Origin of the sequence: Paenochrobactrum gallinarii, from assembly GCF_014205685.1 — a bacterium.
Lineage (GTDB): Bacteria > Pseudomonadota > Alphaproteobacteria > Rhizobiales > Rhizobiaceae > Paenochrobactrum > Paenochrobactrum gallinarii.
In genome coordinates, this window is sequence record NZ_JACIIU010000002.1 from 21,730 (window position 1) to 37,007 (window position 15,278).

The window sequence follows — 15,278 nt, forward strand, 5'->3', positions numbered from 1 at the left end:
GATGCAGCTTTTACTGCCTTTTCATTCCAAACAGCTGTTTTTCAGCTCTCAAATACGTAAAAAAACACCGTTTGACACACTATCCACAGAATCGTTTCGGCTGAAAGTCCTGTAAAATCCGACAGGTGATACATTAGTAAGAGCTGTTATTAATTTTATAAAAACGGTTAATAAATGCATTAAAAAAGCAACTCACGTTACTTTTTAAGAGCTGATACAATTATCAATCTTAAGATTTCCACAATTCAGAAATAATGTGAAACCCCACCTGCTCTGGGGTTTTGAAAAATTGAGAACTATTCCGTTAACCTTCTATTTAAAGTTTTTGGTAATGCGCGATTGCGCTATTTCCTTCAACTTCGCAAGCCGGTACTATGCAAGATGGCGGAATAAGTATGGCGCGCGTTTAGCGTCGCACGTCACAGAGTTTTTGAGTACGAGGTAAAAGATCGATGGCAACATCTACCAAAGCACAGAAGATCGACATGGAAGTCGAAGCAGCGCTGGAAAAAGCGCTCGACATCGATTTTAACGACGGTCTTGATCTTGATATGGATCTGGGCGCCATTGATGACGAAATCACGCTTGATGATCTGGAGTTGCAGATTTCGCGCGCGGCAGAAGAACTGGCCAGCGAGCAAAATGCATCCCTCTTGGCAAGTCGTAAAGAAGAGCTGGTCAGCGTAGCCGACACGAGCAATGTCGCAGCTGCCGATGTGGCTGTTGTTGCAGCGCCACCTGCCCCGCCTTCACCGCCAACTGTCAAAGCCGCCAATTCTGAACCAAAAAACACTTCTGATGCTGAGCTTGTTACCTCGCAAGCCTCTGCTGTCAGCTCCTCACCTCGCGCCTCCGCACTCAAACCTGCCAATGACGACCTGCGCGGCGATGGCATGTTTACCTCGCGTCGTGCGACCGAGCGCTCATCAAAAATTTTCTGGACAACCACCGCTGTCAGCACTTTGTGGGCTGCGGGTGGCATCATGCTCGCCCGCTCCCTCAATGGCGGTTTTCCCACACTGCAATCTGTCGGTGAATTCTTCGGCACTCCGGCAGGTTTAGGCATTGCAACCGGTGTTGCTGTACCTGTTGTTATGTTCTGGGGTTTTGCACAGCTCGTGCGCCGTGCACAGGAAATGCAATCGGCAGCCCGCCGTATGACAGAAGCTGCCCTTCGCCTGGCAGAGCCTGATAATCTCGCCGGTGACCGCGTGTCCAATCTCGGACAAGCCGTGCGCCGTGAAGTGGCTGCGATGAATGAAGGCATTGAGCGCACTCTTGCACGTGCTGTTGAACTTGAAACACTGGTTCAATCGGAAGTGAACGAACTGGAACGCGCTTACTCAGATAATGAAGTACGCATCCGCTCTCTCGTTGGCGATTTGAACAGTGAGCGTGAAGCTGTTGTCAGCCATGCCGAGCGTGTCCGCTCTTCCATCAGTGGCGCGCATGAGCAGCTTAAAGAAGAGCTGACCAGTGCCACAACTATTATTCGTGACAATGTATTAGCTGCATCTGAACAGCTAAATTCTGTTTTGACCGATACCGGTGATCGTCTCATCAGTGGTATTCGTGAAGGCGGCAGCGCCATCACCGAAGCGATTGAAACAAAAACCGGCACGATTGCCGCCGGTATCACCTCCTCAGGCCAGGCTTTTGCGGAAATCCTTGATTCACGCATAAGCGCCATTGACGAACAGTCACGCACGATCACCGACAAGCTGACAGAAGCTTTGGATACACGTACAAGCGGCATTGCTAACCTGCTTGGCGATGCAACCCAAACAATGGTCAGTGAATTTGATACACGCCTGACCAACCTCGACACGACACTGACTGAACGCGGTGCATCGCTTGTCAGCGAGTTTGAAAACCGTGCTCATGCGCTGGATGCCAGCACTGAAAAACTCAATGCGGCACTTGATGCCCGTTCACGCCAGATCAATGAAAACCTCATTGCACGCACCCGTGAAATTGCTGACACATTCTCCGGTGGTCGCGCATCAATCAGCACCATCATTGACGAAACAAAGTCAAAGATTGGTGAAGACCTCAACAGCATCACCCATGGTGTTGGCTCATTGCTGAGCGAAAAAGCTGCCACATTTGCTGGCCAGCTGGCTGAAAGCCGCGATGCTTTCACCAATTCACTGAGCAGTGAAGCGGATCGTGTAGCTGCTGCCATTCAGGAGCATGCCAATTCATTGGCACAGCACAGCGTCAATATTGAGCAGGTTGTTGCTCAAAACGCGCATATGCTGAGTGATGCTTCGCAAAACCATGCCGCTATTCTGGAGCAGCGCACTAATGATCTGCGTCAGGCGATGGAACAAAACCACGCCTTGCTCGGCCAGAATTTTGAAGGTCACATCCAGGCGCTTGATCAACGTATGTCAGCAATTCAGAGCGCGCTGGAAGGCAACCAGAACCTGCTCGCTCAGACTTTGGATGAACGCACAAGCCTTCTCAACCAAACATTGAGCGAAAAGCGCGAAAGCCTCAGCAATGCGCTGGATGAACGCGTTTCGACCATCCGCAGCTCCATTCAAGAGGGGCAGGCAGAACTGGCACATATGCTCGACGAGCGTAACAATGCCATGGGTCTGATCATGAATGAAAGCAAAGCGGCATGGAGTGCAGGCTTTGAAGATCACGCCCGTCAGCTGGACGAGCGCGTTGGCATGATGGCACAAACCCTCAGCAGCAACGCAGCAGCTTTGGCTCAGGTTCTTGGCAATCATGAACGCAGCATGGAAGATGGCTCGCAGCGTCTGCATTCTTCCATCAATGAAGCATCCGCTTCACTCAGCCAGTCACTTGACGGCTACCATGAAGCCATCCAAAGCCGCACATCCGGCCTTCAGGAGGCTATTGAAAACAGCAATGCGCTGATCAATTCCGCATTTGACGGCCAGTCCGGCGTCATTGCTGAGCGCACCCAGACCATGGAAAAAGCGCTGGCGATGGGTGTTGATAATGTTCGTCGCTCGCTTGAACAGAGCGCCGGCGTTGTTGCTAACACATTGCGTGAGAAAATCGTTGAAGCTGCCAGCAGCCTGTCACAGGAAGCGGCAAAAGCCGGCGAAACCCTTGATGGTTTTGGTACCCAGTTCAGCACCCGCCTTATTGAGACAATGGGCGGCACCGAACAGCGTCTTGATGCCCGCGCAACGGAAGTTGCTGCTAGCTTGCACGACATTGAAAACCGCCTGACAGGTGGCCTGTCGGCAATCGAATCACGCATTGCTGACACAGCATTCAAAACAACAGATACACTGGCAAGCCATAGCGATGCCTTCGCCACCCGTATTGAAGACAATCTCTCCGGCACCGAGGCACGCCTGAATGAACGTGCCGATGCAATCGCTACCCGCCTTGGTGACATCGGCTCGCAGATTACAGTTGAGCTTGGCTCCGTTGAGGCCCGCATTGCGCAGGTAACCGATACAACGGCTGTAACTCTTGAAGAACGCACCCGTGAACTCAATGCAGTTCTGGCAGCGCGCTCCCTCGAAATCACCAATATTCTGGCCGACACCGCCGAGCCTCTGGTTCAGCGTCTGGCAGATAGCGGCCGTGGCCTTGCAACACAGCTTGAAGAAGCAACTCATGCTGCGACCGACAGATTGCGCGCTGAAAATGCGGCACTCGTCAATGCACTGGCCAACCGTACCGCCGATACAATTGCAGCCGTTCAGGAAGCTAAAAATGGCCTCTCTGAAGGTGTCAGTGACCTGATTGATCGCCTGTCCGCATCCAACAACCAGTTGGGTCAGCTGATTGATACCGCAACCCGCAATTTAAGCGATGTTGACACCAAGCTGGTTGAGTCGACGTCAAACTTTGCCCGCAATACCCATCGTGCAGCAGAAATGTTCCACACATCCACCAAGCTGATCGACAATAATCTTGGTCACTTGCGTGAATTGTCCGGCAATGCATTGCAGCAGATTGGTGATATTGCCGGTCGCTTTGAAGCGCACAGCCAAGTTCTGGCTTCCGCATCCGACATGATCAACTCTGCGCAGAACGGCCTGAGCAGCACATTGACGGAACGTCAGGAAGCACTGGACAAACTGGCAAACGGCCTTGTTGCCAAGTCAGAGACTATCCAGCACCTGATGCAGTCCTTTGAGCAGCTCGTCAGTGGTAGCTTTGAGCGCGCTGAAGGCCAGACCCGGACATCGGCTGAAAACCTTCGCGACAGCGTGACAAGCCTTGTGGAAGAAGCTGCACAGAAGTTTGCTTCTGCAACCGACGAAATCCGCCGCACCGCCACTGAAATTCGTACCGAGCTGAACGAAACCCGTGGTGAATTGCAGCGCGGCGTGCTGGATATGCCTGAACAGGCAAAAGAATCCACCACTGCAATGCGTAAGGCTGTTTCCGAGCAAATCAACGCGCTGAAAGAGCTGGCACAAATCGTCAACAAATCCGGCCGTCTGGTTGATGTTGGTGATGAGCAAGCAGACCGCAGTCAAGCACGTGCGCCACGCCCTGCTATTCCTGCAAGCCGCAATATGGCCTATCAGGAAGCAACACCGGTTACCCCTAGTGAAGATCGCGTTGTAGCAGCTTCACAGCCAAGCTTTGCTGCCAAGCCTGCTCAGCAGGCCGGTGAGAAGCCACGCGGCTGGGTGTCTGATCTTCTGGCACGCGCATCGCGAGATGATGACAAGCCTGCCAAGCCTGCACCTGAACAGCGTTCTTCGCAGAATTCAGAATCGCTGAATTCCCTGTCGATGGATATTGCCCGTGCAATCGATCATGAAGCTGCAGTTGACCTGTGGACACGTTATCGTCGTGGTGAGCGCAATATCTTCTCGCGTCGCCTCTACACCGCTAAGGGTGAGCAGACATTCAACGAAATCAAGCGCAAATACGAAAGCGAAGCCGAGTTCCGCCGTGCAGTTGACCGCTACATGAATGACTTCCAGCGCTTGCTTGAAGATGTAGCACGCAGCGACCGCGACCAGATGGTGACTCAGTCTTATCTGACTTCAGATACCGGTAAGGTCTACACCATGCTTGCTCATGCAAGTGGCCGTTTGCGCTAAAAAAAGATGCATCAAAAACTCAAAGGGATCACAGCAATGTGATCCCTTTTTTATTTTCAAGAAACAGCTTTTATTACAACCATATCAAATGGATATTTTAACATTCTCATATTTTAATTTAATTGCCAAAAAAGAAATCAGGCAATAAATTTCAAAAGCGATTGCAATCCGTTTCGGAATTGCCGATCTAATCTATATAAATAAAATATGCCCCGAACAAAGCCACATAAGGCGCATTCGGAGTTTCAACTTTTTGTGTCATGACTATCGTGCGCATCATGCTTTTATTGATGGCACCCGGAGAATACCGGAAGGTTTCTAATGCTTGAAAAACGTATCCGCAATCAATCATTAATGAGCAAAATCGTTTCGGCGCATGAAGCAGCAAGCCTGATTAAAGACGGAATGGTTGTCGGCATGAGCGGCTTTACCCGTGCCGGTGATGCCAAAGCTGTGCCGGTTGCAATGGCCGAAATTGCGCAAACTAATCCTTTTCAAATCACTCTCATAACCGGCGCATCGCTTGGTCATGATGTCGATAAAATTTTAACAGAAGCAAACATTCTGGAACGTCGTATGCCGTTTCAGGTCGACATAACCTTGCGCGCTGCTATCAATCGCGGCGAGGTGATGTTCATCGATCAGCACCTCTCCGAAACGGTTGAACAGCTCCGTTCCAAGCAAATCGGCCCGATTGATTATGCAGTGGTTGAAGCGCTTGCCATTACGCAAGACGGTGCGATCATTCCGACCACATCCATCGGCAATTCAGCAAGTTTTGCCATTCTGGCGGAAAAGGTTATTGTTGAAATCAACCTCAACCATCCGCTTGAGCTGGAAGGTTTGCACGATATTTATATCCCGACCAAACGTCCGTCGCGCGAGCCAATCGCCGTCATGGATTGCAACAGCCGTGTTGGCACGCCTTATATTCCGATCCCGATTGAGAAGATCGCTGCCATTGTCATTACCCATGAATATGACAGTGCCTCAACGGTTGAGCCAGCGGATGACGAAACCTCAGCCATTGCCCAGCATTTGATCAGGTTTCTGGAAGATGAAGTGGAAAAAGGAAGGCTCGATATGAGCCTCAACCCTTTGCAAGCCGGCATTGGCAGCATTGCCAATGCGGTACTTAAAGGCTTTGCAGAAAGTCCTTTCCATAATCTGCGCATGTATAGCGAGGTTTTGCAGGATTCGACCTTTGACCTGATTGATGCAGGCAAGCTGGATTTTGCCTCCGGCTCCTCCATCACTTTAAGCCAGTCATATGCGGAGCGTGTTTATAATAATCTCGACCGCTACCGCGATCAGTTGATCCTGCGCCCTCAAGAAATCAGCAATCATCCGGAAGTGATCCGTCGTCTAGGTATTATCGGCATTAATACAGCGCTGGAATTCGACATTTACGGCAATGTGAATTCCACTCATGTTGATGGCACCAATATGATGAATGGTATTGGCGGTTCGGGCGATTTTGCCCGCAATGCCTATATTTCCATTTTCGTCAGCAAATCGATTGCGAAAAACGGCCAGATTTCATCCATCGTACCGATGGTCACCCACGTTGACCATAATGAGCACGATGTTGATATCCTGGTCACCGAGCAGGGACTGGCGGATTTGCGCGGCCTCGCCCCGCGTGAGCGCGCGCGCACCATTATCGATAATTGTGTGCATCCTGACTATCAGTCCCAGATCAATGATTATTATGAACGTGCCTGTGCCCGTGGCGGACACACACCGCATCTTCTTGAAGAGGCTTTTTCCTGGCATCTCAATCGCCAGCAAACCGGCACTATGCGACTTAACAATAATAAAGGATAATAAGGCATGACACCCGAGCTTTATCTACTGACGGCCACTCTTGTTCTGGCTATTATCCATGTGATGGCACCTGCAGCATTTCGCAATCGCGAAACTGGCAGTGAATACAATATGGGGCCGCGTGACGAACAAGGTCCTCCGGTGGGCATTATAACCGCCCGCCTTCAACGTGCGCAGAAAAACTTCTACGAAACATTACCGCTTTTTATTGCGGCGGTACTGATTGCGCATATTGCGGGCAAAACCGGCACTTTGACACTGACAGGTGCATGGCTGTTTGTATTGGCACGCTTCGCTTATTTACCGCTTTACGCCATCGGCCAAGGGCCATTTCGCAGCATAAGCTGGGGGATATCCATGCTCGGACTGCTTCTGGTACTTGTAGCAGTCATCGTACCCTGATAAAGACCCGTCACCTACATGCAAGTAAATTTAGCATTTTCGTAAGAACAAATATGTTCTGAAACGTAAATGCAGCATTTTAAACAGATAAAAAGTATGACTGAGCCGGACGCTTCTGTGGAGGAACTCCACCGCTTATGTCATCACTTAATACTGCATGACAGCGCTTATATAAGCCTGTCATGTAGCTGACTACGAATAACATGTGAATGATACGATAATCCTTAAAATCAACACATAGAAGTTGTATGGTAATGAAGTACACGCTGTTTAAAACAGCTATAGCTACATTCATCGTGACACTGTTATCAGTACTGGTCACTTGGCTTGTAGCTGTCATTATTGGCAATCCGATCAGTGTTACAGCGCTGACTCTGAGTGCCATATTGCCAATTTTGACCGCGTTTCCTTCACTTTACATTCTGTTTTCCAAGTTTCAGAACTTGGCTGAGCAACATCACCTGCTAGAAGTTGCACATGCAGAATTGCAGGCGCGCGCCAAAATCGACCATATGACAGGCCTGCTTAATAGGGAATCCCTGTTTGAAGCCATAAAAATTGCCCGCTCCCGCATTGAAACCGGCGCTCTTTTGATGATTGATGCTGATCATTTTAAAGCCATTAACGATAATCATGGCCATGCGGCGGGCGACAGAGCGCTCAAGCTTATTGCCTTTGCCATTGAAAGTGTGACGCGCAAGGGTGATCTTGTCGGCCGTATCGGCGGCGAGGAATTTTGTGTCTTTTTACCCAATGCCAGCGCAGATACCGCCAAGCGGGTTTCCGAGCGCATCCGCTCGGAGGTGGAAACGACACCATTTCATTCAATTGATGGCAGTCAGCAGCCGCTCACCATCAGCATTGGTGCAACCACTGCGCCCAAAAATGAAACCAACTCACAAATTATGAGCCGTGCAGATCGCGGTCTTTATACGGCCAAGCAGCGTGGCCGTAATTGTGTTGTATTGATCAATGAAAGTGAACCAGATACGCAACTGGTTACACATATTCGCCACAAGAGCGCTTAAATTATGCCTCGCCGTTTAAAAGAGGCACCTCTTCCTCGCGCCAGCCGATCGCTGAAAATCCCATGCGCTGATAAAGCTGCAGCGCTTTCGGACTATCCAGTGAACATGTCTGTAATTTGATTTTCTGTGGTTCATGCAACCATGCAGCACTCAACGCTTCATTGAGAAAGAAGCGGGACAGGCCGCGTCCGTGAAAATCGGCAATTAGCCCGAAATAAACCAGCTCGACATGCTCCGGCAGTCCTTTTGTGCTCAGTTCACAAAAACCGGCCGGTGAGCCGTTCACGTAAAGCACATGGATTTCAGTATCATCGCTGTGCACATATTCTGCTAGTTTTTCATCGCTTAAACTGGCTCTAGACCACCAATTATAATCTTTGCCCACTTGCGCATAGAGATAGCGGTAGAAATGCAATGGTATATCGCTTGCCCGCATCATCGCCAGCCTTACGCCGGAAGGAACAGGGAGCGCATAATTCAAACGCTCCGCCAATTCCAAAAATGTAATGCGGGTTAAAACAGTCTTTTTATCAATATCAGGCATCAGCCTCGCCAGTCGCTACGGGTGTATCATCTCGCCCGCCCCATTCACTCCATGAACCGTCATAAAGACGCAGTTGTTCGTGACCAAGTGAAGCAAGCGCAAAAATCAATGCTGCGGCTGTAACGCCGGAGCCGCAACTGGTTATCACAGGTTTACTGAGATCAATACCGGCTTTTTCGAAAAGGCGGCGCAACTCATCAAGAGGTTTCAGTTCGCCGTTTTCAGCAATTTCTGTCACCGGTACGTTACGCGCACCCGGCATATGCCCAGAACGCATACCAGCGCGCGGTTCAGCCTCTTGAGCAGTAAAGCGCCCTTTGCCGCGCGCATCAGCAATCTGGCTTAGTTTTTTGCCGACAACTTCCAGCATCTCATCGAAAGTGACTACCGAATTTGCATCAAAATGAGGCTTGAACAGCGAGCCTGCAACCTTAGTTTTCTCAGCGGTTACCGGAAATCCCGCCTTTTTCCAGCCATCAAAACCGCCATCCAAAATCAGAACATTTTTAGCACCCATGATGCGGAACATCCACCAGACACGTGGTGCTGAAAAATAGCCAAGCCCGTCATAGACAACAATTGTATCATGCGGTGTAATGCCGACAGCGCCCATATGATGCGCAAAGAGCTGTGGTGAAGGCAGCGAATGCGGCAAGCCGGTTGAATGATCGGCGATTTCATCCTGATCGAAAAAGATTGCGCCCGGAATATGCGCCTCTTCAAACTCGGCTTTACCATTGCGTCCCGATGCCGGCAAATACCAGGATGCATCAACAATTCTGACACCGGGTGTCTTCAAATTTTCCAACAACCAGTCCCGTGAAACGACAAAACGGCTCTTCTGCGTCATTCTGATCTCCCATGGTCTATGACCGGTTTTAAAGCCTCAAACAGTAGCAGCATCACCAAAGCGAATGCGGAAGCGGCGGTTTTCCTTGCCTTTATTCTCGATCTTGCCGATATGTAGCGCACCGATCTCGCTTGTCAGTGAAACGTGCGTACCGCCACAAGGTTGCGAATCCAGTGAAGCATTTTCACCAATTTCTACCAGCCGGATATGGCCGGTGCCAACAGGCGGACGAACGTTTTTAGATTTCACAAGGCCCGGATTGGCAAGCAGCTCCTCATCGGTGATCCAATTGATGCGGATCGGATGATTGCCATTAATAAGCTCCATCATCTTCTCGGTGACAAGCTCTTTTGTGTAAAGCGCATCAGGAGAAGCAAAATCCACACGGCTTTCGTCCTCACCAACAGCCGCACCGGTGATAGGAAACGGGCAAACAATGGAAAGAATATGGCAGGCTGTGTGCATACGCATTAATTTCAATCGACGCTGCCAGTCAATTTCCATTGTCACCTTGTCGCCAACCGTTACAAATGGCGCACCTTCTTGCGGCTGATGCACAATTTCGGACTTATCGGCACCGGTGACGGTGGTTGCAATAGGAATGAGCGTACCATCACCACACTTTAAAACACCACTATCACCAGGCTGGCCGCCTGATGTGGCATAAAACACGGTCTGATCCAGAATAATGCCACCGGTTTCAGTCACAGCGACAACTTCTGCTTCTGCCTGTGTGAGATAGGCATCATCCTGAAAAAGCTTCTTCGTGTTATAGGTCATGGCACACTTTCATATGGAACTGATATGTCTGTTTTTGTTTCCAGCCATTGCGGAACGGGGAGATTTTTCTGCCGCAGAAAGGCCGGATTAAACAGTTTGGATTGATAACGGTTACCGTAATCACACAAGACGGTCACGATATGGTGGCCGGGCCCTAAATCTTTAGCAAGCGCAATCGCACCGGCAATATTGATACCACTGGAGCCACCAAGGCATAAGCCTTCATGCTGCACCAGATCATAGAGTATCTCCAATGCCTGCTTATCGCTGATGCGATAAGCCATATCCGGCTTGAACCCTTCCAGGTTACCGGTAATGCGCCCCTGCCCGATGCCCTCAGTGATAGAATCACCTTCCCCTTTCAACACCCCTTGCGTGTAATAGGAATATAGGGCCGCGCCATGCGGATCGGCCAGAGCCACTTTGATATTTTTATTCTTTGCTTTCAGCCCCATAGCAATACCGGCCAAAGTACCACCGGAACCAACAGCGCTGACAAAACCGTCAACCTTACCATTTGTATCCGCCCAAATCTCTTCAGCCGTTGTTTCAATATGCGCCTGTCGGTTGATAATATTGTCAAACTGATTTGCCCAAACGGCACCTGCCGGCTCTGTTTGTGCCAATTGTCTGGCAACCCGCTCAGACATCCGCACATAATTATTTGGATTAGCATAAGGGACGGCCGGCACTTCAATTAGTTCAGCGCCTAAAAGACGCAAAGCATCTTTCTTTTCTGTAGATTGGGTTTCCGGAATGATGATAACGGTTCGATAGCCAAGCGCTTTGGCAACCATGGTAAGGCCAATACCGGTATTACCGGCAGTTCCTTCCACGATCACCCCACCGGGGCGCAGGACACCACGCTTCTCTGCATCTCTGATAATATAAAGAGCGGCGCGATCTTTCACCGACTGGCCGGGATTGAGAAACTCGGCCTTGCCCCAAATTTCACAGCCCGTGATTTCCGACGCTTTTCTCAAACGGATCAAAGGTGTATTGCCGATTGCATCAATCACCGACTGCATGGGATTTCCCTTCAAAATATAACTTTGAACATAAGATTGAGAGGCCAAGCTAGGGGCAAGCCTAAAACCGTTCAAGCAAATTTGTTGCAGATTCAAAGGTGTTTAAGCAAGGTTTTACGGCTCTATATAACAAAAAAGCCGCTATGTTTTTTTACATAGCGGCTTTTGTTAGTTTTTCATTTTCAGCTATACTGATCAGGCAGCGCGACCACCACCATTTTGCGGACGACGGCTACGGCGATATGGCTTTTTAGCAGGCTGGCCTGACGGGCCGCGATTGCTGTTGCGCTGTTCGCCTCGGGCTTCATTACGGCCTTCACTGCGACCGTCATTCGTCCAGATAGCTTCACCGCGATCTTCGTGGTTGCGTTCAGTACGGAATTTTGGACGCGATGAATTACGATTACCCGCTTTTTGACCAGACGGTCTACCACGATTGCTGGCAGGACGATCAGCGATCTCCGGCTTATCAAGGCGCGGACGTTCCGGCATCGGACCTTTAGGTGCCGGCGCATCTTTGATTGGCAGCTTATTGCGGATTACACGTTCCACTGCACGCAGCTTCTGATTTTCTGTGCCCGGATCATAAAGGGTGATCGATGCACCATCAGCGCCATTACGACCGGTACGGCCGATACGATGCACATAGGTTTCCGGCTCATCCGGCAGATCATAATTGACCACATGGGTAATGCCCGGCACGTCGATACCGCGTGCAGCAATATCAGTTGCCACCAGAATACGTACAGTTCCGTCACGGAAACCGTTTAACGCGCGCTGACGAGCGTTTTGTGACTTATTGCCGTGGATGGCAGCCACTTCATAACCATCGCGTTCCAGATGACGTGTAACGGCATCTGCACCATGTTTGGTACGAGTGAAAACGATGACTGTTTTCATTGCCGGATCGGTCAGCAGGCCGGAAAGCATGCTGCGTTTTTCTTTAGTGACAACCGGATGCACAATTTGTGTGATCTCAGACGCGGTAGTGCCCTGCGGCGCTACTTCCACACGAACAGGATCGCGCAGCAATGTCTGTGCCAAGCTTGCGATTTCTTTTGGCATGGTTGCAGAGAACAATGCAGTCTGGCGGTTTTTATGTGTGCCTTTGGCAATACGCTTCACGTCATTGATAAAGCCCATATCCAGCATACGGTCTGCTTCATCAAGCACCAGCCAGCGGGTTTCAGACAGATCAATGCAGTTTTCACGTACCAAGTCAGTCAAACGACCAGGCGTTGCGATCAGCACATCTACGCCGCCCTGCATACGCTTGATCTGTGTCAGACGCGATACGCCACCCAGCACCAGAGCTGTTGAGATATGGGCATTTTTGGAAACTGTGCGGATTGTCTGCTCAATCTGCACCGCCAATTCACGGGTTGGTGCAAGAATAAGTGCACGTGCGGTTTTACCCTTGCGCTTGTCACCAAGGCCGATAATCTTTTCCAAAATCGGCAAGCTAAAAGCGGCAGTTTTACCCGAGCCAGTCTGCGCAATGCCCAGAATATCATGACCTGCCAACTGCGCCGGAATAGACTGCTGCTGGATCGGCTTTGGTTCGGTCATTCCGGCTGCTTCAACGCCTTTAAGCAAAACGCCGGTAATGCCTAATGCAGCAAAGCTGCTTAAATCTTCATTCGACAATTTAATCTCTTTCAGCGGCAGGCATAAAAATATGCCACCGCATTCACGACATCAGGCGCAACCTGACATCAATCAGTTTTTTTCATGAAAACGACGAGGCGTGAAACGTTTTGTTCCCACGCGACTTGCGCTGTCGTGCCTGCGCATGTCCATGCGCAGAACCCTCTCGCCACGAAAACCATTTCACGTGATTGGAGAGTCAGACGCAACAAAGTCCATCGTGGGAAAGCCGGATTTTAACCACCGGCCCAAGCGCCTTCGCTTCATATGGTACAGCTTTGATAAAAAAGCAAATGAAAAGGCACAAGATTTTATGAGTAATAAAAAAGGGCAGCATTGCTGCTGCCCTGTTATTTTGGATCAGACCATCGCCAATCCGTGTTTGCGCGCATGCATAATATCTTTAAACAGCGAGATAACGAGGAGCGCCAAAATTCCTGTCGAGATCATCGGCCAGATCAAAATATAAAGACTAAGCATATTCATGTTTTATCCTTTCGTTTGAAAATTTAGCTTTTGGCAGGTGCCAGATTACCGGACACACCAGTGAGCTTTTCTTCTTCCTCATGGAAAGCCGTCACTCGTTTAGACAGAAGGCTAAAGTCAAAACGTTCCTGACTACGCAGGCTCAATGCCACGCAGATAACCGCACTCACACCATAGGCTGTCAGCGAGCCGGTCAGCACGATGTAATCGCGTAAGAACCCATGGAATGCCGGTGCAAAAAACAAGAAAGCAACACCAGCAACTAAAAAAGCTGCTTCTTTACGGAAGAAGGCAAAAGTCATAAGCCCCAGCACCACAGCACCGCCAATGGCTGCACAGAACTCATAAAATGAGGCAACAAAACCAGTGATCGGCACCAGTTCAAAGCGCACGATGGTAAAGAGAACAACCGCGCAAAAGACTGAAGTGGTGAAAGCAAAATTGCTGACACGGTTCCAGTAGAAACTAACAATCACCGGAAACACGATTGCTCCCCACAGCGCGCCGACAAAAACCAGCATCACCAAAATATCAAAGCGCAACGTTGCCAAAACAACACCGAGCATGGTTGCAACGATCATCGTCACCCTGCCCCAGCGCAGCATTTTATTTGGATCCGGCTTACCTTTGGCAAGGTTTTTTCCATAAATATCGGTCATCACAATGGCTGATAAAGCACATAGATCAGCATCTGCTGTCGAGGACAGCGAGCCAATCACAAGAATGAAAAACAAGGCGATGCCAACAGGCGGCAGATAGGCGGAGGCCATTTGCGGAATGATATTATTCATATCACTGTCAACTGGTACGATACCGGCAAACAAAGCCAGAAGCCCTAGCATGCCAAGGCCGATTACAACGGCGCCATAACCGATGGTAGCGGTCAGAAAGGTTGACTGGATCAAATCTTCACGCACTGCAAATAAACGCTGCGCAATGGTCTGATTACCAATCGCATAAGCAAGAACCGCGACAAAATAAGGTGCGCCCTGCTCCAAAATGGCTGTGGTTGAGAAGAAATTGGCCTGTTCCGGCGTTAAGCGATGCCAATTATCGGCAATCATATCCGAACCGCCCGCATTAAAATAAATCAGCGGAATAATAATCACAGCCGAGAGGATCATCGCAACCAATTGTGAAAAATCGGTCATCACGGAGGCGCGAAAGCCTGACCACAAGGTGTAAGATAAAACACCTAAACCAGCGATCAAAACGCCTTGAATAAATGACAACGGGCTTAGAACTGAAACTAACGCCCCGGCAGCGGTAAAGTTGACCATCAGGCTGATGGTGCTGCCGATCAGGTTTGAGATTGCCATAATCAACTGGCTGGAACGTCCGTGGCGGGCGTGGATCACCTCTGCCAGCGTGTGTGCCTGCGGGGCAAGTTTACGAAAACGTCTCCCGAAAGGATAGATGAACAAAATCATCAATGCGCCCCAGAAACCATAATGAATAGGTCCTGAAAGGCCATATTTATATCCAGAAGTGGCGCTTGCATAAAAAGATGCCGCCCATATCCAAGTTGCAATCATACTGGCAGCGGAAAGCCCGAAGCCCACAGCACTGTTGGAAACCATATAACCGTCAGCAGTTTCGTTTTTTCTGCCGATTGTCAGCGACATTAAA

The 15,278-nt window shown here is 49.8% G+C and carries 11 protein-coding genes; 4 read left to right on the plus strand and 7 right to left on the minus strand.

The features are described from left to right. The first annotated feature begins 452 nt into the window (after positions 1-452). The 4 genes from FHS77_RS02840 to FHS77_RS02855 all read left to right on the plus strand — a co-directional run bounded on the left by FHS77_RS02840 (position 453) and on the right by FHS77_RS02855 (position 8,314). Positions 453-5,057: an apolipoprotein A-IV repeat region-like domain-containing protein gene (locus tag FHS77_RS02840; RefSeq protein WP_184219740.1), complete on the plus strand. Its 4,605-nt coding sequence runs from the start codon at positions 453-455 to the stop codon at positions 5,055-5,057. A gap of 321 nt (positions 5,058-5,378) precedes the next feature. Next, on the plus strand, positions 5,379-6,884 hold the full coding sequence (gene scpC / locus FHS77_RS02845) for a succinyl-CoA:acetate CoA-transferase ScpC (protein WP_184219743.1): 1,506 nt from the start codon (positions 5,379-5,381) through the stop codon (positions 6,882-6,884). Between the two features lie 6 nt (positions 6,885-6,890). Further along, on the plus strand, positions 6,891-7,286 hold the full coding sequence (locus FHS77_RS02850; RefSeq protein WP_184219746.1) for an MAPEG family protein: 396 nt from the start codon (positions 6,891-6,893) through the stop codon (positions 7,284-7,286). A gap of 254 nt (positions 7,287-7,540) precedes the next feature. Further along, the gene (locus FHS77_RS02855) at positions 7,541-8,314 is read left to right on the plus strand and encodes a diguanylate cyclase (protein WP_184219749.1); all 774 of its coding nucleotides are present in this window, start codon (positions 7,541-7,543) and stop codon (positions 8,312-8,314) included. 1 nt (position 8,315) lies between these two features. Here FHS77_RS02855 and FHS77_RS02860 read toward each other — a convergent pair whose 3' ends face one another. The 7 genes from FHS77_RS02860 to FHS77_RS02885 all read right to left on the minus strand — a co-directional run bounded on the left by FHS77_RS02860 (position 8,316) and on the right by FHS77_RS02885 (position 15,274). After that, positions 8,316-8,858 (minus strand): GNAT family N-acetyltransferase, encoded by a 543-nt coding sequence (locus tag FHS77_RS02860; protein ID WP_184219752.1) that lies wholly within the window; start codon positions 8,856-8,858, stop codon positions 8,316-8,318. Next, on the minus strand, positions 8,851-9,708 hold the full coding sequence (sseA, locus tag FHS77_RS02865) for a 3-mercaptopyruvate sulfurtransferase (protein ID WP_184219755.1): 858 nt from the start codon (positions 9,706-9,708) through the stop codon (positions 8,851-8,853). The genes FHS77_RS02860 and sseA overlap by 8 nt, the downstream gene beginning before the upstream one ends. A gap of 36 nt (positions 9,709-9,744) precedes the next feature. After that, the gene (locus FHS77_RS02870; RefSeq protein WP_184219757.1) at positions 9,745-10,488 is read right to left on the minus strand and encodes an alanyl-tRNA editing protein; all 744 of its coding nucleotides are present in this window, start codon (positions 10,486-10,488) and stop codon (positions 9,745-9,747) included. Beyond that, positions 10,485-11,516 (minus strand): cysteine synthase A, encoded by a 1,032-nt coding sequence (locus tag FHS77_RS02875; RefSeq protein ID WP_184219760.1) that lies wholly within the window; start codon positions 11,514-11,516, stop codon positions 10,485-10,487. Before FHS77_RS02875 ends, FHS77_RS02870 begins: the two co-directional genes overlap by 4 nt. A 195-nt stretch (positions 11,517-11,711) precedes the next feature. After that, a complete protein-coding gene (locus FHS77_RS02880; protein WP_184220558.1) occupies positions 11,712-13,184 on the minus strand; it encodes a DEAD/DEAH box helicase in 1,473 nt (490 codons plus the stop codon). A 339-nt stretch (positions 13,185-13,523) separates the two neighbouring features. After that, the gene (locus FHS77_RS16095) at positions 13,524-13,649 is read right to left on the minus strand and encodes a putative transporter small subunit (RefSeq protein ID WP_210307014.1); all 126 of its coding nucleotides are present in this window, start codon (positions 13,647-13,649) and stop codon (positions 13,524-13,526) included. A 23-nt stretch (positions 13,650-13,672) separates the two neighbouring features. After that, positions 13,673-15,274 carry a sodium:solute symporter family protein gene (locus tag FHS77_RS02885; RefSeq protein ID WP_246431206.1) on the minus strand — a complete coding sequence of 534 codons (1,602 nt, stop codon included), beginning with the start codon at positions 15,272-15,274 and terminating at the stop codon, positions 13,673-13,675. Positions 15,275-15,278 lie beyond the last annotated feature (4 nt).